Origin of the sequence: Mesorhizobium abyssinicae (genome assembly GCF_049887195.1) — a bacterium.
GTDB lineage: Bacteria > Pseudomonadota > Alphaproteobacteria > Rhizobiales > Rhizobiaceae > Mesorhizobium > Mesorhizobium abyssinicae.
Map to the genome: position 1 here is coordinate 129614 of NZ_JARAKC010000003.1, position 23320 is coordinate 152933.

Below are 23320 nucleotides of genomic sequence, written 5' to 3' on the forward strand. Positions count from 1 at the left end.
CCGGAGCCAACTGCCCCAACAGAACCTCCAACCGACTTCGAGAAATTTCAGGCGCTTACAGTATGAGTTTCTAATGTGTCGGCTGTCAATTCACCCGTAGCCGTAGCCTTACATTCGATAGGAGTGCTCCCAGCGCGAACAGGAACATGATCATCAATCCGTTAATTCGCCGCTGGCGGGCGGAAATGAGGGCGCGCCCAGAAATCGGCACATGCGCATCGATTGCGCCGCGCGCATTGACGGCGAGCGCGTCGACAATACGGCCGCGCGGATCGACAATGGCGGAAATGCCATTGTTAGCCGCACGCAACAAAGGCAATCCATTCTCCACCGCGCGAATCTGGGCCTGCCTGAAGTGCTGGTATGGGCCCGGCGTATCACCGAACCACGCATCGTTCGTGACGTTCACAATAAGCTGAGATGACGTAGCGTCAACTGCCACAAGGTCGGGGAAGATGACCTCGTAGCAAATGAAGGGGAGCGCGCGGACGCCATCCGGCAATGCGATCGGATGGCGCTCGTTGCCGGGCGCGAAATTCATCGGGCCGGCGACCAGCTGCTCGACCCCGAAGCGGTCGAAAACGTCGGCGAAAGGCAGATATTCGCCGAACGGCACCAGATGGATCTTGTCGACGGCGTCGGCGATCTCGCCCTTGTCGTTGATCGCCACCACGGAATTGTAATAGCGGCTGCCGGCGCCTGCCGCCGAGCCGCCCTCCTCGCGGACGACGCCGGCGATCAGCATCTGGCCTTCGCCGAGCATGTCGCCCAGCGCCGTCAGCGCGTCCGGGCGCTCGGTGAACAGGAACGGCACCGAGGTCTCCGGCCACAGGATCAGCTGCGGCCTGGCATGGCCGGGTTCCGGCGCCTTGCCCGACAGGCCGAGCAAGGTGGCGAAGATGCGGTCGCGAACCGAAGCGTCCCATTTTTCGCTGAGGTCGACGTCCGGCTGGACGATGCGGACATCGACCGAACGGGTCGCCGGCTCGAGCGGAGCGGCAAGCCTGACATAGCCGAAGCCGACATGGGCGGCGACGAGGATGCCGAGCAGCGCGAAGCCCAGGCGAAGCTGGCGCCGCGCAGCGACCAGCGCGGGCAGCGAAAAGACGAAGACGGCGAGCGCGTTCATGCCGATCATGCCGGTCACGGACACACTCTGCATCAGCAGGGGAACCGGCATCGCCGCATAGCCGACGGCGTTCCAGGGGAAGCCGGTGAACAGGAAATCGCGCAGCCATTCCGCCAGGCCGAAGCCGAAGGCCAGTGCCGCGATGCGGCCGATGCCGTTGCTCCACAACAGCCGCGCCACGACCGTGGCGAAACCGTAGAAGAAGGCGAGCCCGAAGGGGATGCCGACCACCGCGAAAGGCAAGGCCCAGGCGAAGCTGTCGGCCTCGACAAGCAGCGCCTGGCCGATCCACCACAGGCCGGCGAGAAAATAGCCGAAGCCGAACCACCAGCCGATGGCGAAGGCCGGCTTCAGCCGCCTCAGCCAACCGTCGGAAGCCTCGCCGGTGGCGCCGTCGAGCAGCCAGACCAGCAGCGGGAACGAGATGAAGCAGACGGCGAAGAAATCATAGGGCGCCTGGGCGAGGACCGCCAGCGCTCCGGCGAGAAACGCCACCAGCGCCCGTCGCCACCCCCAGAGCAGAATTATCCGGCCGGCCAGGCGCTGCATTGAGGCTTCCGAGTCGCGCGAATCACGGCAAAAGATTTATCAGGCCGCGGTCCGCGCTCCAAACATCGATAAGCGCAATCTGATGTTACCGGTGCCAGCCCTCGATGCTGTGGCCGCTCAGCCGCTCGGCTTCCTCGCGCGGGACCGCGCGCAAGGTCTGCGTGAAGGTCCAGACATGGCCTTCGGGGTCGCGGGCGCGGTATTGCCGTTCGCCATAGAACTGGTCGGTCGGTTCCTGGATGATCTCGGCCCCGGCCAGCCGCGCCTGCTCGCAATGGGCGTCGAGCCCGTCCTTCAGCCGGATATAGACAGACTGGGTGTTGCGGCCACCGACGGAAGCGGGGCTGGCGACATGGTCGGCCCACTCTGAATCGACGACGATGTAACCGTCGCCGAAGCGCATTTCGGAATGGACGAGGCGGCCCTCGGCATCGCTGACGACCATGCTCGGCTCGAAACCGAAGGCCGCTTCAAGCCAGGTCAAAGCCGCACGCGGGTCCTTATAGAATATGCCGGACCCAAGGACGGCATGCTTGAACGGATCCTCGACCGTCATCAGGCGGGTTTCAGGCCTGCTCGGTGCGGGCGGCGCGGCGGCGGCGCTCGCCCTTCTGGACCTGCACGATGCGCACGCGCTTGACGCGGCGCGGATCGGCGTCGAGGACATGGAACTCGAAGCCGGGTATGGCCTGCACCACCTCGCCGCGGGCCGGCACGCGGCCGAGCGTGTTGAAGATCATGCCGCCGATGGTGTCGACATATTCGCCATGCTCACCGGCGGTGAAATCCTCGCCGATCATCTTGGCGACCTCGTCGATCTCGGCCTTGCCGTCGACGATGAAGTTGCCCTCGCCGGACTGGGTGATCATCGGCTCATCGTCGTCATGCTCGTCCTCGATGTCGCCGACCACCATCTCGACGATGTCTTCCAGCGAGGCGAGGCCGTCGGTGCCGCCATATTCGTCGATGACCAAGGCCATCTGGGTGCGCGTCGTCTGCATGCGGCCCATCAGGTCGGAGGCAAGCATGGAGGGCGGCACGAACAGCACCGGGCGGATCAGGTTGAGGTCGCCGATGGTGCGGGCGAGATCGACCTGGGCGAGGTCGAGAAGCGCCGCGGCCGGCGTCTTGCGGCTGGTGCGACCCTTCTTGACGCGGGCAACCTTGGTGATGTGGGCGAGCACGTCGCGGATGTGGACCATGCCGCGCGGATCGTCGAGCGTCTCGGAGTAGACCGGCATGCGGGAATGACCGGACTGCTCGAACAGACCGAGCAGATCGCCGAGCGTCGTCGTGATCTCCACCGCCTCGATGTCGGCGCGCGGCACCATGACGTCCTCGACGCGGACTTCACGCAGCCGCAGGATGTTGTTGAGCATGGCGCGCTCGCCGGGGGAGAAGGCGCCGGCATCGCTCGCCGTTTCGGCAAGCGCGCCGGCGATCTCCTCGCGCAGGCTGGTGCCGTTGCGCTGCCTGAACAGGCCGAGCACGCGATCGAACAGGGAAGGACCGGCAGGCGATGGCTCGCTGGCGATGCTGCCGGTCGTGGTACTCGGACTCGAGCCCTCTTCCGTCTTTTCGGAAGGCTTGGCCGCACTGCCGGCGTCGGGGCGGGCGGCAGTCTCTGGTTTGTCGTTCATCGTCGTCCGGTCAATTGGTCTTTTTAGTTACGCGTAGGGATCGGGAATGGCAAGCCTTGCGAGCGCCGCGCGCTCGATCGCTTCCATCTCCTCGGCCTCGGCGTCGGTCTCGTGATCGTGGCCCAGAAGATGCAGCAGGCCATGGATGACGAGATGGGTGATATGGTTCGCCAGCGGCTTGTCTTCCAGTGCCGCTTCCCGCGCGACCGTCTCGGCGGCGAGCACGATATCGCCCAGCATCGGCGGCAGCGGACCGCCCTTCGGGAACGGAAAAGCCGGGAAAGACAAGACGTTGGTCGGCTTGTCCTTGCCGCGCCAGCCGGCGTTCAGCGTGCGGATGTGGGCGTCGTCGGAAAACACGATGCTGAGCTCGGAAGCGCCGTCGACGCCGGTTTCGGCAAAGGCGGCAGCCACGGCGCGATCGACCAGGCGCGTCAGCCCCGCCTCGTCGGGCCAATCGCCGGCCTCAATCGAAATATCGATGTCGACGGGCAGGCCGCCGCCTGGTTTCCTGTCTTCAGCCATGCGGCTTTTTCGTCAGCTTTCCGCGCCCAGGCCCCTGGCCAGCTTGCCGTCGCGGTCATAGGCCTTGACGATCTCGGCGACCAGCGGATGCCTGACGACGTCGCCCTCGTTGAAGCGCACCGTCACCATGCCAGTGACGCCGTCGAGGATGCGCAGCGCCTCGACAAGCCCGGACTTGGTGTTCGGCGGCAGGTCGATCTGGGTCGGGTCGCCGGTGACGATCATGCGCGAATTCTCGCCGAGACGGGTGAGGAACATCTTCATCTGCATCGGCGTCGTGTTCTGCGCCTCGTCGAGGATGACGGCGGCGTGCGCCAGCGTGCGGCCGCGCATGAAGGCCAGCGGAGCGATCTCGATCACTTCGGCCGCGATCGCCCGCTCGACCTTGTCGGCCGGCATCATGTCGTAAAGCGCGTCGTAGAGCGGCCGCAGATATGGATCGACCTTCTCCTTCATGTCGCCGGGCAGGAAGCCCAGCCGCTCGCCGGCCTCGACCGCCGGCCGCGACAGCACGATGCGCTCGACCATGCCGCGTTCGAGCAGCATCGCGGCATGCGCCACCGCCAGATAGGTCTTGCCGGTGCCGGCCGGGCCGATGCCGAAAACGAGCTCGGAGCGCTCCAGCGCCCGCATATAGGCGTCCTGGTTGAGCGAGCGGGCGTAGATGGTCTTCTTGCGCGTCGCTATCTGGGCGGCGGACATCTTGCCCTTGCGCTCCAGCGTCGGCAGCGTCAGCTGGTCGTCGGCGGCGATCGCCATGCGCACGGCGCCGTCGACGTCGGACTGGCCGATGTCGACGCCCTTCTGGAGGATGCCGTAGAGGTTGTCCAGCGCGCGGCGCGCCTGCTCGGCGGCCGAGGCCGAGCCCTTGATCGTTAGCTGGTTGCCGCGCGAGCGGATGTCGACGCCGAGCTTCTGCTCGAGCCGCGCCAGGTTCTCGTCGAACTGGCCATACAGGGCGCTGGCAAGCTTGTTGTTGTCGAAGGTCAGAACGATGTGCGCCATGTCGGAAGCCCCGGATGCCTGGTTCGGGGGCAGGTTCTTCAGTTCAGCAGCGCTCAACCGTCTCTCCTCATCTGCCGAGGCTTGTGGCTATGCATGTCGTTGTCCCAAAACCGCGGGCACAATCTAGCGACATGCATCAGGCCAACTCGGCGAACAGGCTATTGTAGCCCGTCCTTGTGATTCGTACCTCGATAATGTCACCGATTTCACCGGCCTTTTCATCAACAATAACGGGCTGCAGCCAGGGCGAACGGCCGACCTTCTGGCCAGCCTGGCGGCCCGGCTTCTCGATCAGCGTGCCGATGGTCCTGCCGACGAGGCTGGCGCCGAAATCCTGCTGCTGCTTCAGGAGCAGGGCCTGCAGGCGCTGCAGGCGATCGTCCTTGACGGCTTCCGGCACGTGATCGGGCATTTCGGCGCCAGGCGTGCCCGGACGCGGCGAATATTTGAACGAGAAGGCCGAGGCATAGTGGACCTCGCGCACCAGCTGCATGGTCGCCTCGAAATCGGCTTCCGTCTCGCCGGGGAAGCCGACGATGAAATCGCCGGACATGGCGATATCGCCGCGCGCGGCGCGAATGCGATCGATCAGCGCCAGATAGTCGCGCGCCGTATGCCTGCGGTTCATCGCCTTCAGGATGCGGTCGGAGCCCGACTGCACCGGCAGATGCAGATAGGGCATCAGCGCCGGCAGGTCGCGATGGGCGGCGATCAATTCGTCATCCATGTCGCGAGGGTGGCTGGTGGTGTAGCGCAGCCGCGCCAGGCCAGGGATCTCGGCCAGCCTGAACAGCAGGCGGCCCAGCCCCCATTCCTCACCGTTTTCGCCCTCGCCGTGCCAGGCATTGACGTTCTGGCCGAGCAGCGTCACCTCGCGCACGCCGGCCTCGGCCAGGCGTTCGGCCTCGGCAACGATCTGCGCCACCGGCCGCGAGACTTCGGAGCCGCGCGTATACGGCACGACGCAGAAGGTGCAGAACTTGTCGCAGCCTTCCTGGACGGTGAGAAAGGCGGTGACGCCACGCCTGGCGACCTCGGCGCGCTTCGGCTGCGGCAGATGCTCGAACTTGTCCTCGACGGCGTAGTTGGTCTCGACGATCTTCTCGCCGCCCCGCACCCTTGCCAGCACGTCGGGAAGCCGGTGATAGGTCTGCGGGCCGATGACCAGGTCGACGGCCGGCGCGCGGCGGATGATCTCGGCGCCTTCGGCCTGCGCGACGCAGCCGGCGACGCCGATCAGCAGCTCGCGGCCGGTGCCGGCCCGTTCGGCCTTCATGTCGCGGATGCGGCCAAGCTCGGAATAGACCTTTTCCGCCGCCTTTTCCCGGATATGGCAGGTGTTGAGCAGCACCAGGTCGGCATCATCGACCATATCGGTCGCGACATAGCCGTCGGCCGCCAGCGCATCGGTCATGCGCTGCGAGTCGTAGACGTTCATCTGGCAGCCATAGGTCTTGACGAAGACTTTCTTCGCCGCCGGAGGGGCAGCCAGGCTGTCGGCAGCGATGCCGATATCGTTGCGTTCTGTTGTGTTCAGGTCCATCGGGCGGCTTCTAACGCCTTTCAGCGACAAAAAACAGACGATTCTGCGCCCTGGCGGCGTGCCCCGGACGCGCGGGGGGGCGCGTCAGCGGCTCGGGCGCGGCTCGGCAAGCGCCGCCCGCACCATCTCGCGCACCCGGCTTTCCATCAGCCTTGCCGTCTCCTTGCGGTTCGAGCCCTTGGAGAAGGCAATCGGCTCGCCGAAATGCAGCTCGACATCGAGCGCGCCTTCGGCGAGCAGCACCTTGAGATGCGGCATCAGGTCCTCGTCGCCGATCCAGGCGGCGATCGGCCGGTGGCGGCGGCCGAGCGGCACGCCATGCAGCCTGGTGTAGACGATCGCCACCGGCTGGATGAACACTTGCTCGGTCGCTCCTTCCGAAATCGCCATCGAGGCGGCGCCGAACAGCGTGCTCTTGAAGGGCAAAAGCAGGTTGCCGTCGCCGGTCGAGCCCTCGGCGAACAGCACCATGGCGTCGCCATTGGCCATGCGGCCGGCGATCTCGCTGGCCTGGTCACCCGAGCTGCGCTTGCGCTCGCGCTCGATGAAGACGGTGCGCTGCAGCTTCGACAGCATGCCGATCATCGGCCAGTTCGCCATGTCGGCGCGGGCGATGAACTTCACGTCGACCCTGGAGCCAAGCACCATGATGTCGGTCCAGGAGATGTGGTTGGATGCGACCAGCAAGGGGCGCCTGGCCGACAGCGCGCCCTTGACGTGGATGCGCAGGCCGAGCGCCCTGGCGATCATCCGGTGCCAGATCTTGAGGATGAAGGTTTCCGGCCACAGCCCGGTCTTCATCGACAGGATCTGCAGCGGCACCAGGACCAGCGAGCCGGCGACGACCAGAGCAAGCGCCAGGAAAATCCGTAATTTCTTGATCATCAGCGCGCAGGCCCTGTCTCGGCGTGTCGCTAGCGAAGATCGCGGCGCATGACAAGCGCGCCGGTCGGGCCGCGCTCGGGCGATCTGTAGTAGTTGGCGCGCTTGCCGACCTCACGGAAGCCGAGCCGCCGGTAGAGCGCGATGGCCGCGACATTGGTCTCGTCGACCTCGAGGAACAGCGCCTCGGCTCGTTGCGCGTGCAATTCGCGCAGCACCGCGTCCATCAATTGCCAGCCAAGCCCCTGGCGGCGGTGGGAGCGGGCGACGGCGACGGTGAGAATCTCGCCCTCGCCTGCCGCCAGCCGCGCCAGCACGAAGCCGACCGGTGGCTTGCCGCCCTGTCCGGTTTCGCGCGCGGCATAGCCGAATACGGTGTCCTGTTCGAGCAAAGCCGCGAACTCGCCGTCGCTCCACGGCCGCACAAAGTCCTCCTGATGCAGCACCGAGACAGCCTCGCTGTCGGCAACCGTCAGCGGCTGAAGCGCATAGTCCCTGCGGCGCGGCTGAAAGAAGGGAATGCGCATCAGCTCTTTTTTCCTTCCGGACCATGATCTTGCCCAAAAACCGGGGCCCACTTTTTGGGATCATGGTCTTGTCTTGGAAGAATGAAACCGGCCTGCGGCTTGGCATCGGCGCCGCGCAGATAGAGCGGCTTGGGCTTGTCGCCCACGCCCTTTTCAGCGGCCAGCCGGGCATAGACGGCGATGTCGGCGGTGGCGCCGGTCGGGCCGATGTCGAAGGCGCGGCCGGCCGAGGCGGCGATCTTCTCCGCGGCGGTGCCGGCCAGCACGGTGGACGTCTCCACGGCAATGGCGGTGGCTTGCGCGAGCGTGGCCACCGCCGGACCGTAAGTCAAAACTAACGCTTTGTCATAGGCGGCGACATGGATCTCCTCGCGCCCGGCGTCGAGGGCGGCGAGCACGGCACGACCGGGAAAGAACGCGGCCGCCTCCGCCGCCAGGGCCTCGAGCGTGGTCACGCCGATTGCCGGGATCTTCAGCGCCAGCGCCAGGCCGCGCGCCGTGGAAACGCCGACACGCAGGCCGGTGAAGGAGCCGGGACCGACGGAGACGGCAATGGCGTCGAGGCCTGCGTAGCCTGTGCCGGCCGCTTTCAGCGCCGCGTCGATGACCGCCATCAGATGCTCGGCATGGCCCTTGCCGAGGTCGAGCACCTGGCGGCCAAGCTCGCGCCCGGCCGCGGCGTCATAAACGCTGGCGGCGCAGAGAGTGGCGGCACAGTCGATGGCAAGCAGCTTCATGGTTCGCCGGTTAACGCCCTGGGTCGAAAAACAATTCCCTGTGCCCGCCACGGCCCGTCCCTGCAAGGGGCAAGGTGGATATTTGTTATGCGGCTTGGCATGGCCAGGGTCGAGAACATCCCTCCAGCGATCGCCGTGGCTACGCCGGCTCTGAGATGCGCAGCACGTGATTGTCCCAGACATAGTCGGGCTCGGAGCGCCTGGCGCCATTGTCCTCGACGATCTCGCCGGCGCCGGTGGTGGCCATGAAGCCCGAACCATCGGGCGCCAGGCCGCAGACCTCGACCAACGCGCTGGTGGCGACGACGTCGCCGCTGGCGGCGTCGATGACGGCGAGCGAATTGCCCTCAGGCGAGGTGACGGCGACCGTGCCGGCGGCCGGATTGGCGGCGACCGAGCCGATATAGTTGCGGAAGCCCGCGAGCACGTCCTGCGGCATGTCGAGCAACTGCAGGTCCTTGCCGCGCGCCGCGCGACCGATCAGCAACGGCCGGTCGGCCGCCGGGCCGCGATACTGGCAGCCGAACCAGACCGTGCCGGCCTGGTCGCAATCCATGTGGCGGATCGACAGCTGGTGGAGCGCCGACGGCAATTCGTGCTTTTCGATCAGATCGCCGGTGACGCGGTCGACCAGCACATAGGACGGTTTCATGGTGGCGATGTTGAGCTCGGCGCGGCCGTAGTCCGGATGGGTCTCGATGCCGCCATTGGCGACCGCGATCGTCCGGCCATCGCCAAGCAGAAGCAACTCATGCGGCCCCATGCCGTAGGTCGGGAACTCGCCGATGCGCTTGAAGCCCGAGCGCGCGTCATAGACGCCGACGACGCCGGCAGCGTTGTCGAAATCATTCTCGGTGGCATAGAGCAGAGCGCCGTCGGGCGAGAAGACGCCGTGGCCGAAGAAATGCCGTCCGGCGACGCTGGCGATGGTCAGCGGCTTGTCGCGGCCGGTGTGGTCGAACACCAGGGCAAAGGTGCCGGGCTGCCGGGCAAAGACCACAGAGCGCTTCGAGACCGGGTCGAAGGTGACGTCGTGGCCACGGTCGGGCAGGTCGATCGCATGCAGCACATCGCCTGCCTCGGACAGCACGGCGGCGCCATAGCTGCCGTCGCGCTTGACGAAGGCGGTGGCGAAGACCGCGTCGGCATCAAGCGTCTTCGCCCAGGCCCGCGGCGTCATCGTGGCCATGAAGCCGGCGCCGGCGGCCCTCAGGAAATCGCGACGGTCGATCAGCGGCGTGCGTACCGCAGTCATGGCTCAATCTCCGTCCAGGGACGAAAACCCGGCGGTCAGGCCGAACTCGGCGGTCAGCCTGGTGCCGATCAGGGTGGTCAGGCTGGAGGTGATCAGCGCGAAATGATCGAGCTTGCCGCGCAGCACCGGATCGGCGAGCGCCTTGTCGATCGGACCGGTGACGGATTTGGCGGTCGCGACGCCGTTGGCGAGCTGGATGTGGATGGACTCGGCCATCCATTGCGCATCGGCCGGAAGCGCATCGCCAAGTTTCGAAGCCACGAACAGCGCATCGATACCGGAGAGATTGCCGGCCAGGGAATTCGTCGTGTTTTGCGAGCGCCAATAGATCGCCTGCCTGGGCTTGTCGCCTTCCGGCTTGCCGCCCAGGAACCCTTTGAGGCGCACGTCGCGGACCATCTCCAGCTCGTTGATGAAGACGCTGACCAGTTCGGTCACAGCTTCGGTGCCGTCGCGGTAGAGCGCGTTCTGCGGTCCCGGATTGGCCCAGAGCGCGGCAAATCCGTCGGGCTTCCTCCAGGCCTCGTCAATCTCGGCGGCCATCGTTTCGATATTGCCTGCGACGGCCGCGCCATAGCCGCAGCGATAGGGATCGTCCTTGCCGGCAAGAGCGTCGCCGCCGTCGCCGTAAAGCACGAACTCGAGCGCGCCGAGCCCTTGCATGGCGACGCTCTTGCCCGCCAGCTGCGCCGTATCGGTGGCGGTCGGGTCCTTGCCGGCCAATGCCGCCTGCACCTGCTTCAGGCCGATGCCCTTGCGGTCCGGCCAGTAGAGCATGCGCTCGAGCCGGTTGTTCTCCTTGATCGGCCCGAAAGCGATGATTTCAGCCGATGACCAGGCCTCGAGCGTGGCCGAAAACTCGGCGCGCGCCGCCTCGAGGCTGCTTTGCGACGGCGCATCGCACAGCGCCCGCATGGCCTTGGTCAAGCTGCCGGCATGGTCGCGCAGGCTGGCATAGGCAGGACGAATAAAACCATCGATCGCCCGCTGGATGACAGCGGAGGCCTTCACCTCGGCCGATGCCGGGGATGCGCCGACCATCGCCAGGGGAAGAAGGAGAGCAAATGCAAGACGCTTCGACATCACAGGGACTCCAGGAATTTGACCAGCGCATCGCGGTTCGCCGCATCGGCGGCGGCAAAGCGGTCGCGCGCCTTCTGCCCCTCGCCGCCATGCCACAGGATCGCCTCGGCGAGGGTGCGGGCGCGCCCGTCATGCAGGAAGAACATATTGCCGTTGACCGTTCCGGTCAGGCCGATGCCCCACAGCGGCGGTGTGCGCCATTCACTGCCTGTCGCGTCGCCGACAGCCTGTCCATCGGCGAGGCCCGGCCCCATGTCATGCAGCAGGAAGTCGGAATAGGGCCAGATCAGCTGGAAGGCCTGCGCCTTGTTGGGCGTGCCGCGCAACGTGACGAATTTCGGCGTGTGGCAGGAAATGCAGCCCATCTCGTAGAACTGCTTCTTGCCGGCGAGCACCTGGCGGTCGTCGATGTCGCGCCGGGCCGGCACGGCGAGGTTCTGCGAATAGAAGGTGACGAGGTCCATCACCGGCGGCGGCGCCTCGACCGGGCCGAGCCGCTGCTGCACGCCGTTCGGCATGGCCAAGCAGGCCTTTTCGGCCGCGGTGCAGTCGCCCCAATGCTTCGGCGCCTCCGACGTCGAGATGCCGATGTCGCCGGCGAAAGCGTCCGCCGCCTGCTCGCGAATGGACGGCGTCTCAGCCTTCCAGCCGAAGCGGCCGAGCGTTAGCCCGCCGCTGGCGCCATCGCCCACGATGTTGGGACGGCCGGAAATGCCGTCGCCATCGCGGTCATCCGGATCGGCGTGGGCGAGGATGTCGGCGGGCGCGATCTGCTCGATCAGGCCGAGGCCGATCATCGGCGGCGTCAGGCGCGGCGACAGCGTGGTACGCGGATCGAGCTGACCGTAGCCGAGGCCGTCGACGGAATAGCCCGGCTTGCGCAGTGAGACCACGGAGCCGCCGGCGAGCGTCACCTTCTCTTCCTGGTAGTCGACGCGCATGCGGCCTTCGCCCTTGAGGCCGGGAACCGCCAGCCCCTGCAATTGCGAGCCGTAGACCGGATCGGGGAAGTTCCGCAACTTGCGGGCGGCAAGCTCGGCTCTCTCTTCCTCGTTGCTTGCATCGCGCGCCAGGCGCAGGAACATCGAGGTGGTGCCGGCGCCGCCTTCCGGCGGCCGGCCGCGGCCGTCCTTCAGATGGCAGTTCTGGCAGGCGCGCTCGTTGAACAGCGGCCCAAGCCCGTCCGATGCCTGGGTCGAGGAGGGTGAGGACACCCAGTTCTTGCGGAAGAGCGCATTGCCGAGCCTGAAGGTGCCTTCTTCCTCGAAGGTGATGTTGGCGGAGGGCTGCGAGAAGGCGTCGCGGCTGACGTCCTTGCGCGACGTGCCGGCGCCACCCTGCATCAGCTCGAACGGCTCGGGTTTGGAGAAATCCGCGGTTGGCCTGGTGACGGCGATGACACGCGCCAGGTCCTTCGGCGTCAGATCGGTGCGCGCGGCGGCAAGGCCCGCGGGCAGCGGGTCTCCAGCCAGCGCCGAAGCGGTGGCCACCACGGCGGGAATGAAAGAAAGCCCGCGAACCAGCCAGGCCAGCGAGCTTTTCCTGGAAGGCGAGGAAGGCGAGCCCTCGGCCCGCAGCGAGCGGCGCAGGAAATCTAGGCGGCGCCGCATTCCCGCATGTCCTTACTCCGCCTCGTTGGCCGAGTCGGCATTGAGCTGGCCGTATTTCTCCTCGCCGATCGAGGCGAGCAGGTCGAGCTGCGTCTCGAGGAAGTCGATGTGACCTTCCTCGTCGGCAAGCAGTTCCTCGAACAGTTTCATCGACACGTAGTCGCCGGCCTCCTGGCAGATCTCGCGCGAACGCTTGTAGGCGGTGCGCGCGTCATACTCACCGGCAAGATCGGATTCGAGCACTTCCTTCACGTTCTGGCCGATGCGCAGCGGCGCCACGGACTGAAGGTTCGGATGCCCCTCGAGGAAGATGATGCGGGCCACCAGCCGGTCGGCATGCTGCATTTCCTCGATCGATTCCGCCCGTTCCTTCTTCGCCAGCTTGGTGTAGCCCCAGTCCTCGAGCAGCCGGTAATGGACCCAGTACTGATTGACGGCCCCAAGCTCCAGAAACAGGGCTTCGTTAAGCCGCTCGATGACCTGCGGTTCGCCTTTCATGGGTTCTGCTCCCGTATTGGCCGCGCAAGCCTCTGACGCGGTCCAGGTGTGAAACGATGTCGGCGCCGCTCGCCTCCGAACGGGCGTGGTAGTGCTCGGTGACCCGAATGATCGTTTCCACCACATTTGGGAAGCAGCCGCAACAGCGACCGCGCTTGCGCATGGCATGGTAGACTTTCGCCGGCACTATCAGCTGCCAGGGATCCTCATCCAGCAGGCCGACGATCGTCTGCTCGATCTCCTTCTCGGTGATGATGTTGCAATGGCAGATCAGCATTCACTTGCCCTGGCTGACGGCGCCGCTCCGGCGCCGTTTGGCTTGTTTCTCATTCGAGCATGATCTTGTCCAAAAACCGACTACCCCTTTTGGGGATCATGCTCGCGCCTTACTTGAACACCTTGTCCGGCGCGTCGAGGCTGTCGGAACCTTCGAAGGCGATGTCGTTGAGCTTCAGGGAGCCGACGGCGCGCTCGATCGACTTGGTCTGGTCGATCAGCGCATCGATCGCCGCCTGCACGGTGGCGTTGCCTTCGGCGTTGCCCTCGGCGATCTGCTGGTCATAGGCCTCGCCGGCGAGCGCGCGCGCCTTGATCGCCTCCATCCTGGCGACGGAGACGTCGAGCTTGTCCGACAGTTCCTTGTCGATCGCCGGGTCGGCGGCCTTGACCATGTCGGACACGGAAGGTCCGGAAACCACCGTGCCGTCGAGCCGCGTGTAGCTGGCATGGTAGGCGGCGCGGATGCCAACTGCGTCATAGAGGTGCGAGTTGTAGGTGTTGTCAGAGAAGCAGTCGTGCTCCTCTTCCGGATCATGCAGCAGCAGGCCGAGCTTCATGCGCTCGCCGGCGAGTTCGCCATAGGACAGCGAGCCCATGCCGGTGAAGATGGTCGAGATGCCGGCATTGGCGTCGCCATCGACCAGGTTCTTGCGGGCAGCGCCGCCTTCCTTCCAGTTGTCGACCATCTCCTGCAGGTCGGAGACCAAAAGGTCGCTCGCCGACTTCAGATATTCGGCGCGGCGGTCGCAATTGCCGCCGGTGCAGTTGGCGAGGTCATAGTCCGTGTAGGGTCGCTCGCCGGCGCCGGGACCGGTGCCGTGCAGATCCTGGCCCCAGAGCAGGAACTCGATGGCGTGATAGCCGGTCGCGACATTGGCCTCGACGCCGCCCGCCTCCTGCAGCGTGCCGGACAGGAATTCCGGCGTCAGCTTCGAGGCGTCGACCTTCTTGCCGTCGATCTCGATCTCCTTGTTGGCGATCACGTTGGCAGTATAGAGCGAATTGGTGTCGGACTCGCTGCCGTAGCTCTTGGCGACATAGTCGATCAGGCCTTCGTCCAGCGGCCAGGAATTCACCTTGCCTTCCCAGTCGTCGACGATCTTGTTGCCGAAGCGGTAGACCTCGGTCTGCTGGTAGGGAACGCGCGATGCCTTCCAGGCTTCGCGGGCGGCGTTCAGCGTCTCCGCCGACGACTTGGCGAGGAGCGCGTCGACGGCCTTGTCGAGCGCCTGCGCGGTGGTCAGCGAATCCTCGTATTTGGCGAGCGCGATGTCGGCATAGGTCTTGATGACCGCCTTGGCGTCGGTTGCGGCCTTGGCCGGCAGCACGAACACCGCAGCGGTCAGCGCGGCAGTCGCGCAGATAGCAGCGAGCCTGCCGCCATTACGTGCTGTCATCATCGTTCTCCAGTTCCTTGGGAATTCGCTAAAGGGCGCGCGTGCCAGCCCGCGCCGAGGCATGGGCATGCCGCCGGGCACAACATGGACCGCGCCGTTGCGCGGCTCGTGGAAGAAAGACACCGAAATGCCTCCAATCGAAAGGGTTCAAGGCCCAGACATCAAAGGGATGCGCTCGTCGCGCGAGCCCCCATAAAGCGGCGAAGGGGTTGGAAGTCAACAGGCCTATCCAAGAAAATTCAATTGAAACAACTGTTTAGAATAATTCTAAACTATAACTATCAACTTTAAGCCTTTGCCGACGCGACGTAATCGTGGAATGCGGCGATTGACAGGTGACCATTCCGGGTGCGACCCGGACCGGGGCGATTGCGGCGGCGGCAGACAATCGCCACCTGGCGGAAGATCCTAGATTTGAACGCAAAAAGGGCTGCGATGAAGAACGGGGTGGTCATTGTCGGTGCGGGTCACGCTGGCGTGCAAGCGGCGGCGAGCCTGCGCGAGGAAGGTTACGACGGCCGGGTCATCCTGATCGGCGACGAGAGCGAACTGCCCTACCACAAGCCGCCGCTGTCGAAGACCTTCATCAAGGACCCGGACGCAAAGCCGCAGCCCCTGCGCGGCGAAGCCTTCTATTCGGGCAGCGCCATCGACTACCGGCCGGGCGTCCGCATCGAGGCCATCGATGCCGGCGCCCGCAGGCTGGACGTATCGGGCGGCGGATCGCTCGCCTTCGATCACCTTGTTCTGGCGACCGGCGCCCGGCCGCGCCTGCTCAAGCTGCAAGGCTCGGAGCTTTCCGGCGTGGTGTCGCTGCGATCGCTGGCCGATGCGCGGCTGATCCGCGAGCTCAGCGCCCAAAGCGAGGATGTCGTCATCCTCGGCGGCGGCTTCATCGGCCTCGAGATCGCCGCCACGCTCAGGGCGGCAGGGCGCAATGTCACCGTCGTCGAAGCCGTCGACCGGCTGCTCGGGCGGGCGGTGGCGCCGGTCATCGCCAGTCATGTCAGGCAGCGCCTGGAAGCGATCGGCGTGCGGATTCTTACCGGCACCACCGTTGCCGGCCTGGAAGGCGAAGGCGGCCGTGTCTCGGCCGCGATCACCTCCGGCGGCGAAAGGCTGCCGGCGCAGATGGTCATCATCGGCATCGGCGTGGTGCCGAATGTCGAACTGGCCGAGGCGGCCGGCATCGCGATCGCCAACGGCATCCGCGTCGACCAGCAGATGCGCAGCTCGGCACCGGATATCCTCGCCATCGGCGACGCCGCCTCCTACCGGCACTGGTTCACCGGCGCCGATGTGCGGCTGGAATCGGTGCAGAACGCCACCGACCAGGCGCGGCTTGCCGCGCGCACCATCCTTGGCCACGCGGACGCCTATTCGGCGGTGCCCTGGTTCTGGTCGGATATCGGTGACATGAAGCTGCAGATGGTCGGGCTGACCTCGGGCGGCGACAGCCATGTCGTGCTGGGCGACCTGGCCGAGAACAAGTTCTCGATCTACCACTATGCGGGCAGCCGGCTGCTCGGCATCGAATCCGTCAACCGCCCCGGCGACCATATGCTTGGCCGCAAGATGCTCGGCGCCGGCTTCTCGCCGACGCCGCAGGCCGTTGCCGGCGGGCCCGATGTGCTGAAGGCGGCGCTCGCCGCCTTCCAGGAGGAGCCCGCCAGGGCTGCAGGCTAGACGCTCTAATCTCTCCCCGTGAGGAGGGTGGCTGCGAAGCGACGGGGGGCATCAGCCCCACCCGGACCTTCGGTCCGACCTCCCACAAGGGGGAGGCAGGGGTGGCGCTACGCGGCGCGCGCCTCGCGGATCGAGCTTTCGAGAATGTCGAGCGCCTCGTTCATGACGCTATCCTGGATGGTGATCGGCGACAGGAAGCGGATGACGTTGCCGTAGACGCCGCAGGTGAGCAGGATCAGGCCCTTGTCCAGCGCCTTGAGGCGCACCGCATTGGCGATTTCGGCCGAAGGCAGGCCCTTTTTCAGATCGTTGAACTCGACCGCGTTCATGAAGCCGGGCCCCCTGATGTCGACGATCTCCGGCACGTCCTCCCGGATCGACTGCAGCCGCTGCTTCAGCCTGCTGCCCAGCGCATTGGCGCGATCGCAAAGCTTTTCCTCCTCGATGACGTCGAGCACGGCGTTGGCGGCGGCGACGCCGATCGGGCTGCCGCCATAGGTGCCGCCGAGTCCGCCGGGGCCGGGCGCATCCATGATTTCGGCGCGTCCGGTGACCGCCGACAGCGGGAAACCGCCGGCCAGGCTCTTGGCCATCGTGGTGATATCGGGTGCCACCTCATGATGGTCCATGGCGAACATCTTGCCGGTACGGGCAAAACCGGTCTGCACCTCGTCGGCGATCAGCAAAATGCCGTGCTGGTCGCAGACCTTGCGCAGCGCGGTCATGAAATCGCGCGGCGCCTCGTAGAAACCGCCCTCGCCCTGTACCGGCTCGACGATGATGGCGGCAACGCGGGCGGGATCGACATCGGCCTTGAACAGCCTGTCGAGGGCGGCGAGCGAATCGGCGACCGTGACGCCATGCAGCGCCACCGGGAACGGCGCGTGGAAGACATCGGCCGGCATGGCGCCGAAGCCGACCTTGTAGGGCACCACCTTGCCGGTCAGGGCCATGCCCATGAAGGTGCGGCCGTGGAAGCCGCCGGAAAAGGCGATGACGGCCGGGCGGCCAGTGGCATTGCGGGCGATCTTGACCGCATTCTCGACCGCCTCGGCGCCAGTGGTGACGAAGATCGTCTTCTTGTCGAACTTGCCGGGCAGCAGGCCGTTCAGCCGTTCGGCAAGCCTGACATAGCTCTCATAGGGCACGACCTGGTGGCAGGTGTGGGTGAAGCGGTCGAGCTGCGCCTTGACCGCCCCGATCACCTTGGGGTGGCGGTGGCCGGTGTTGACGACGGCGATGCCGGACGCGAAGTCGATGTAGCGGCGTCCCTCGACATCCCAGATTTCCGAGTTCTCGGCGCGATCGGCATAGATCTGCGTGGTCATGCCGACGCCGCGCGAGATCGACTGGTTCTTGCGTTCGGAAATGGCTGAATTTTTCATCTCATCCCTCATCGGGCCATCCCTCATCGAGACTGGGCCCGTTCTCGTTTGATGCCGTTGGCACCCGTTCTCGCCTTATTTAACGTTTTCCTCAAGTCGGCACCATCGCCGGGCAATTGGGCCTGCTCGGCACGGACGCTTGAACATAGCCGGTTCGCCCCTGCGCGCAGGACAGAGGTTTTCTTTTTTCGGAGATCGATTATCCTCGCGATCGTCCGCGGCGCCTGCCGTAGGGAGCGGCCCGCGCGGTTGAGGGAACCATGAGCAGGAACGCGACGCCTTCCGTCCGGCCGCTTCCGGTCAACGCCTTAAAACTGTTGTCTTTTCCTGGTTCCACGATGCTCGCCTGCGCCTTGGCGGCGCTGTCGCTCGCTGGGTGCCAGAAACAGGAGGCGGCGGCAAAGAAATTGCCGATCATGGTGCGCGCGGAAACGGTCAGGATCGCCGACTACGCGCCACGGACCTCGCTGACCGGCGTGATCGCCGCGCGCACGCTGAACAACCTGTCTTTCCGGGTCGGCGGCCGGATCGCCGAGCGGCTCGTCGACGTCGGCCAGCATGTCGACAAGGACGCGGTGCTGGCCCGCATCGATCCGCAGGAGCAGGAATCCGACCTGCGCTCGGCGCAGGCCGATCTCGATGCCGCGCAGGCGCAGTTGACGCAGGCCGCCGCCGCCTTCGAGCGCCAGAAGACCTTGCTCGGCCAGGGTTTCACGACGCGGCGCGACTATGACACGGCCGATCAGACGCTGAAGGTGGCGCAAGGCAGCGTCGATGCCGCGCAGAGCGCCTTCGCGAATGCCAAGGAGAACCTGTCCTTCACCGAGCTCAAGGCCGGCGCGGCGGGCTTCATCACCGCCCGCCAGGTCGAAGCCGGGCAAGTGGTGCAGGCGGCGCAGACCGTCTTCACCATCGCCGAGGACGGCGATCGCGACGCGGTGTTCAACGTCCAGGAGACGCTGGTCGCGCGGACGCCGCAAACGCCGGCGGTGACGATCACGCTCCTGTCCGACCCGCAGGTCAGGGCGATCGGCAAGGTGCGCGAGATCTCGCCGGCGGTCGATCCGGCCTCGGGATCGATCCGGGTCAAGGTCGCGATTGCCGACACGCCCGCCGCCATGCCGCTGGGCGCGGCCGTGATCGGCTCGGCCAGCGCCAAGCCGATCAAGGCGATCCTGCTGCCCTGGCAGGCGCTGACCTCGACCGACGGCAAGCCGGCGGTCTGGGTGGTAGACCCATCGACCAAGGCGGCGACGACGACGCCGGTCGAGGTGCTGGCCTTCGATTCCGGTGTGGTCGTCATCAGCAGAGGGCTTGAGGCAGGCCAGAGTGTCGTCACCAATGGCGGCCAGCTGCTCAGCCCCGGACAGGCGATCGAGATCGCGGGAGCAGGCCAATGAAGCGGCTGCCACCCGTGCTTGTGCCCGTCCTGCTGTTGCTTGCGCCGCTCGCCGGCTGCTCGCAATCGGAAGACAAGCCGCCCGAGATCATCCGGCCAGTGCTGTCGGTGGTGATCGAGCCGCGCACCATCCAGACCTTCGGCTTCGCCGGCTCGATCGAGCCGCAAGTCAGCGCCGACCTCTCCTTCCGCCTGCTCGGCCGCGTCGTCGCCCGCGACGTCAAGGTCGGTGACATCGTCACCAAGGGCACGACGATCGCAGCCCTCGACCCGACGGCGCTGGAGCTTGCTGTGCAGGCGGCCAAGGCCGAGCTTTCCAACGCCGAGGCGCAGTTCGCCAACGCCGCCGCCAGCGAGGAGCGCCAGCGCCAGCTGCTGGCCGCCGCCAACACCTCGCAGGCCGTCTTCGATGCCGCCCAGCAGGCGCGCAAAGCGGCCGAGGCCGGCGTCGAGCGGGCCAAGGCCTCGCTTGCCAAATCGCAGGAGCAGCTCGGCTATGCGCGCCTGTTCTCGGATTTCGACGGTGTCGTCACCGCCGTCGGCGCCGAGGTCGGCCAGACCGTGTCGCCGGGCCAGACGGTGGTCACCGTGGCGCGCTCGGACCTGCGCGAAGCGGTGGTCGACATCCCCGACCAGCTGACCGGCGACCTCGCCGCCGGCACGCCGTTCGAGGTTATCCTGCAATCGCTGCCGACCATCCAGACCGAGGCCAAGCTGCGCGAAATGGCGCCGCAGGCCGAGGGCTCGACCCGCACCCGCCGCGTCCGGCTGACGCTGACCGATCCGCCGGTAGCGTTCCGGCTCGGCTCGACGGTGACCGCGACGCGCATGACCAAGGTCACGCCGACGATCGAACTGCCGCTGTCGGCGCTGCTCGAGAAGGACGGGGCCGCCAAGGTCTGGATCGTCGACCCGAAGACGTCGAGCGTCAGCGCGCGCGAGATCAAGGTGGCCGCCAAGGGCGCCGCCACCTTCACCGTCGGCGAAGGGCTCGAGGCCGGCATGCGCGTCGTCACCGCCGGAGTCCACAGTCTCGCCGAAGGACAGCAGGTCAAGCTACAAGAAGGGGGAGCCATATGAAGGGCTTCAACCTCTCCGACTGGGCGCTCAACCATCGCTCGCTGGTGTGGTACTTCATGCTGGTCTTCGTCGCGGCCGGCGTGTCCGCCTATCTGAACCTGGGCCGCGAGGAAGACCCCGCCTTCACCATCAAGACCATGCTGATCCAGGCCAACTGGCCCGGCGCCTCCGTCAACGAGACGGTGACGCAGGTGACGGATCGCATCGAGAAGAAGCTCGAGGAGCTCGACAGCCTCGACTATACCAAATCCGTCACCACCGCTGGCAAGACCGTCATCTTCGTCAACCTGAAGGACACCACCAAGGCGCGCGATGTCGTGCCGACGTGGATCCAGGTGCGCAACATGGTCAACGACATCTGGCCGCAATTCCCGCAGGGCGTGGTCGGGCCGTTCTTCAACGACCGTTTCGGCGACGTTTTCGGCAACATCTACGCCTTCACCGCCGACGGGCTGACGCCGCGCCAGCTGCGCGATTATGTCGAGGATGTCCGCACCAAGATCCTGACCGTGCCGAACGCCGGCAAGGTCGACCTTGTCGGCGCCCAGGACGAGGCGATCTACCTCGAATTCTCGAGCCGCCAGATCGCGGCGCTCGGCCTCAACCAGCAGGCGATCGTGGCCAGCCTGCAGGCGCAGAACGCCATCACGCCGTCCGGCGTCATCCAGTCCGGACCGGAGCGCATCAGCGTGCGCGTCGGCGGCCAGTTCACCTCGGAAGAGAGCCTGCGCGCCATCAACCTGCGCGTGAACGACCGCTTCTTCCGGCTGAGCGACGTGGCGACGATCAGGCGCGGCTATGTCGACCCGCCGACGTCGCTCTTCCGCTTCAACGGCCAGGACGCCATCGCGCTCGCCATCGGCATGAAACCCAACGCCAATCTGCTGCAATTCGGCGAGGCCCTGCACGAGGAGATGAACAAGGTGCTGGCCGACCTGCCGGTCGGCGTCGGCGTGCATCTGGTCGCCGACCAGCCGGTGATCGTCGAGGAAGCGGTGTCGGGCTTCACCCGCGCCCTGTTCGAGGCGGTGGCCATCGTGCTTGCGGTGTCCTTCATCAGCCTCGGCATGCGCGCCGGCTTCGTCGTGGCGCTGTCGATCCCGCTGGTGCTCGCCATCACCTTCACCGTCATGGCCTATCTCGGCATCTCGCTGCAGCGTATCTCGCTTGGCGCACTGATCATCGCGCTCGGCCTGCTGGTCGACGACGCCATGATCGCGGTCGAGATGATGGTGGCGCGGCTGGAGGTCGGCGACAATCTGCGCAAGGCGGCGACCTACGTCTACACCTCGACCGCCTTCCCGATGCTGACCGGCACGCTGGTGACGGTCGCCGGCTTCATCCCGATCGGCCTCAACAACAGCGCCGCCGGCGAATACACCTTCACGCTGTTCGTCGTCATCGCCGTGTCGCTGCTGGTGTCATGGATCGTGGCGGTGCTGTTCGCGCCGCTGCTCGGCGTCACCATCCTGCCGGCGACGATGAAGGCCAAGCATCACGACCAGCCCGGACGCTTCACCTCGATGTTCCGGCGCGTGCTCGTCCTTTCGGTTCGCCGGCACTGGCTGACCATCATCGCGACGGTGCTGCTGTTCGCCGCCTCCATCGCCGGCTTCGGCCTCGTCCAGCAGCAGTTCTTCCCGCCGTCCGACCGGCCGGAGCTGATCGTCGACTGGAACCTGCCGCAGAATTCGTCGATCACCGAGACGCGCGACCAGATGGAGCGCTTCGAAGGGCGCGCGCTGGTCGGCAATCCCGACATCGACCATTTCTCATCCTATATCGGCCAGGGCGCGGTGCGCTTCCTGCTGGCCTATGACGTGCAGCCGGCCAATCCCTATTTCGGCCAGACGGTCATCGTCACCAAGAGCATCGAGGCGCGCAACCGGGTCAAGCCGGCGCTGGAAAAGCTGCTGCGCGAGGAGTTCGTCGGCACCGATGCCTTCGTCAAGCCGCTCGAGCTCGGGCCGCCGGTCGGGCGCCCGGTGCAGTACCGTGTCGGCGGTCCCGACATCCAGACGGTGCGGGACCTGGCGCAGGAGTTCGCCGGCATCATTTCCGCCAACCCGCAGCTGGCGGCGCCCACTTTCGACTGGAACGAGCCGCAGCGTATGCTGAGGGTCGACGTGCTGCAGGACAAGGCGCGCCAGCTCGGCATCACCTCCTCCGACATCGCCAGCGCGCTGAACAGCACGGTCGGCGGCGCCACCATCACCCAGCTGCGCGACGCCACCTATCTGATCGATGTCGTGACGCGCTCGCGCGAGGCTGATCGCGGCTCGGTCGCAACACTGCAGAACATGCAATTGCCGACCGGGACCGGCGATGCCATCCCGCTCGCCGCGGTGGCCAACATCCGCTACGAGCTCGAGCAGCCGACAGTGTGGCGGCGTGACCGGATTCCGACCATAACCGTGCGCGCCGGCCTGGTCGGCGACGTGCTGCCGGCCACTGTCGTCAACGAGCTGAAGCCGTCGGTCGACGCGTTCATCGCCAAGCTGCCGCCGGGCTATTCGGTCGAGACAGCGGGCTCTGTCGAGGAAAGCGCCAAAAGCCAGGGGCCGATCGCGGCCGTCGTGCCGTTGATGCTGTTCGTCATGGCGACCATACTCATGGTGCAATTGCAAAGCTTCCAGCGCCTGTTCCTGGTCGTGGCGGTGGCGCCGCTCGGCCTGATCGGCGTGGTGGCGGCGCTGGTGCCGAGCGGCGCGCCGCTCGGCTTCGTCGCCATCCTCGGCGTGCTGGCGCTGATCGGCATCCTGATCCGCAACTCGGTGATCCTGATCGTGCAGATCGAGGACCTGGTCGCCGAAGGCAAGGACCGCTGGGCCGCCGTCATCGAGGCGACCGAGCACCGCATGCGGCCGATCGCGCTGACGGCAGCGGCGGCCAGCCTGGCGCTGATCCCGATCGCGCGCGAGGTGTTCTGGGGACCGATGGCCTATGCCATGATGGGCGGCATCATCGCCGGGACGGCGATCACGCTGCTGTTCCTGCCGGCGCTTTACGTGACGTGGTTCCGGATCAAGGAGCCGAAAGACCGGCGGCAAGACGGCGTGCATAGCGAGACGGTGTCAGAGAGTGGTGCGGCGCATTTGTGAGTCAAGTTGC

20 protein-coding genes are annotated in these 23320 nt (G+C 66.2%); 4 read left to right on the top strand and 16 right to left on the bottom strand.

Going from position 1 to position 23320, the window contains the following annotated elements; genetic code table 11:
- Positions 1 to 85: 85 nt before the first annotated feature.
- The 15 genes from lnt to PU724_RS08775 form a co-directional block, all read right to left on the bottom strand.
- Positions 86 to 1678, bottom strand: coding sequence for an apolipoprotein N-acyltransferase (gene lnt, locus PU724_RS08705; protein WP_354420212.1), 1593 nt, complete (start codon positions 1676 to 1678; stop codon positions 86 to 88).
- Between the two features lie 85 nt (positions 1679 to 1763).
- On the bottom strand, positions 1764 to 2234 hold the full coding sequence (locus PU724_RS08710) for a VOC family protein (protein WP_135857618.1): 471 nt from the start codon (positions 2232 to 2234) through the stop codon (positions 1764 to 1766).
- A 10-nt stretch (positions 2235 to 2244) separates the two neighbouring features.
- Positions 2245 to 3318, bottom strand: a complete 1074-nt coding sequence (locus PU724_RS08715; RefSeq protein ID WP_127282753.1) for a hemolysin family protein — start codon at positions 3316 to 3318, stop codon at positions 2245 to 2247.
- Positions 3319 to 3345: 27 nt separating this feature from the next.
- Positions 3346 to 3843, bottom strand: coding sequence for an rRNA maturation RNase YbeY (ybeY, locus tag PU724_RS08720; RefSeq protein WP_135857621.1), 498 nt, complete (start codon positions 3841 to 3843; stop codon positions 3346 to 3348).
- A 12-nt stretch (positions 3844 to 3855) separates the two neighbouring features.
- Positions 3856 to 4848, bottom strand: a complete 993-nt coding sequence (locus tag PU724_RS08725) for a PhoH family protein (protein ID WP_370451603.1) — start codon at positions 4846 to 4848, stop codon at positions 3856 to 3858.
- A gap of 136 nt (positions 4849 to 4984) precedes the next feature.
- Positions 4985 to 6391, bottom strand: coding sequence for a tRNA (N6-isopentenyl adenosine(37)-C2)-methylthiotransferase MiaB (gene miaB, locus PU724_RS08730; RefSeq protein WP_135860437.1), 1407 nt, complete (start codon positions 6389 to 6391; stop codon positions 4985 to 4987).
- Between the two features lie 84 nt (positions 6392 to 6475).
- Positions 6476 to 7276, bottom strand: coding sequence for a lyso-ornithine lipid O-acyltransferase (gene olsA, locus PU724_RS08735; RefSeq protein ID WP_354420213.1), 801 nt, complete (start codon positions 7274 to 7276; stop codon positions 6476 to 6478).
- A gap of 29 nt (positions 7277 to 7305) precedes the next feature.
- Positions 7306 to 7800, bottom strand: coding sequence for a ribosomal protein S18-alanine N-acetyltransferase (gene rimI / locus PU724_RS08740; protein WP_127282749.1), 495 nt, complete (start codon positions 7798 to 7800; stop codon positions 7306 to 7308).
- The gene (tsaB, locus tag PU724_RS08745) at positions 7800 to 8537 is read right to left on the bottom strand and encodes a tRNA (adenosine(37)-N6)-threonylcarbamoyltransferase complex dimerization subunit type 1 TsaB (RefSeq protein ID WP_354420214.1); all 738 of its coding nucleotides are present in this window, start codon (positions 8535 to 8537) and stop codon (positions 7800 to 7802) included. Before tsaB ends, rimI begins: the two co-directional genes overlap by 1 nt.
- A 139-nt stretch (positions 8538 to 8676) precedes the next feature.
- Positions 8677 to 9792 carry a DUF1513 domain-containing protein gene (locus PU724_RS08750; RefSeq protein ID WP_354420215.1) on the bottom strand — a complete coding sequence of 372 codons (1116 nt, stop codon included), beginning with the start codon at positions 9790 to 9792 and terminating at the stop codon, positions 8677 to 8679.
- 3 nt (positions 9793 to 9795) lie between these two features.
- Positions 9796 to 10875: an imelysin family protein gene (locus tag PU724_RS08755; RefSeq protein WP_354420216.1), complete on the bottom strand. Its 1080-nt coding sequence runs from the start codon at positions 10873 to 10875 to the stop codon at positions 9796 to 9798.
- Positions 10875 to 12485 (bottom strand): di-heme oxidoreductase family protein, encoded by a 1611-nt coding sequence (locus PU724_RS08760; RefSeq protein ID WP_354420217.1) that lies wholly within the window; start codon positions 12483 to 12485, stop codon positions 10875 to 10877. The genes PU724_RS08755 and PU724_RS08760 overlap by 1 nt, the downstream gene beginning before the upstream one ends.
- Positions 12486 to 12497: 12 nt before the next feature.
- A complete protein-coding gene (gene bfr, locus PU724_RS08765; protein WP_126056685.1) occupies positions 12498 to 12983 on the bottom strand; it encodes a bacterioferritin in 486 nt (161 codons plus the stop codon).
- Complete coding sequence (locus PU724_RS08770; RefSeq protein ID WP_126056686.1) at positions 12949 to 13260, bottom strand: (2Fe-2S)-binding protein; 312 nt, start codon at positions 13258 to 13260, stop codon at positions 12949 to 12951. Before PU724_RS08770 ends, bfr begins: the two co-directional genes overlap by 35 nt.
- Positions 13261 to 13369: 109 nt before the next feature.
- Positions 13370 to 14659: an imelysin family protein gene (locus PU724_RS08775; protein WP_354420518.1), complete on the bottom strand. Its 1290-nt coding sequence runs from the start codon at positions 14657 to 14659 to the stop codon at positions 13370 to 13372.
- Positions 14660 to 15094: 435 nt separating this feature from the next.
- Between PU724_RS08775 and PU724_RS08780 the strand changes: the two genes are divergently transcribed.
- Positions 15095 to 16345: an NAD(P)/FAD-dependent oxidoreductase gene (locus tag PU724_RS08780; RefSeq protein ID WP_135857637.1), complete on the top strand. Its 1251-nt coding sequence runs from the start codon at positions 15095 to 15097 to the stop codon at positions 16343 to 16345.
- Between the two features lie 107 nt (positions 16346 to 16452).
- Here the strand turns inward: PU724_RS08780 and PU724_RS08785 are convergent, their stop codons facing one another.
- Entirely contained in the window at positions 16453 to 17730 is a 1278-nt protein-coding gene (locus PU724_RS08785) for a 4-aminobutyrate--2-oxoglutarate transaminase (RefSeq protein ID WP_354420218.1), read from the bottom strand.
- Between the two features lie 260 nt (positions 17731 to 17990).
- Here PU724_RS08785 and PU724_RS08790 point away from each other — a divergent pair, with 260 nt between their 5' ends.
- From PU724_RS08790 to PU724_RS08800, 3 genes are read left to right on the top strand one after another with little or no spacing between them, the layout of a single operon-like run.
- On the top strand, positions 17991 to 19130 hold the full coding sequence (locus PU724_RS08790; protein WP_354420219.1) for an efflux RND transporter periplasmic adaptor subunit: 1140 nt from the start codon (positions 17991 to 17993) through the stop codon (positions 19128 to 19130).
- Positions 19127 to 20209 (top strand): efflux RND transporter periplasmic adaptor subunit, encoded by a 1083-nt coding sequence (locus tag PU724_RS08795; protein ID WP_354420220.1) that lies wholly within the window; start codon positions 19127 to 19129, stop codon positions 20207 to 20209. The genes PU724_RS08790 and PU724_RS08795 overlap by 4 nt, the downstream gene beginning before the upstream one ends.
- Positions 20206 to 23310 (top strand): efflux RND transporter permease subunit, encoded by a 3105-nt coding sequence (locus tag PU724_RS08800; RefSeq protein WP_354420221.1) that lies wholly within the window; start codon positions 20206 to 20208, stop codon positions 23308 to 23310. Before PU724_RS08795 ends, PU724_RS08800 begins: the two co-directional genes overlap by 4 nt.
- Positions 23311 to 23320: the final 10 nt, after the last annotated feature.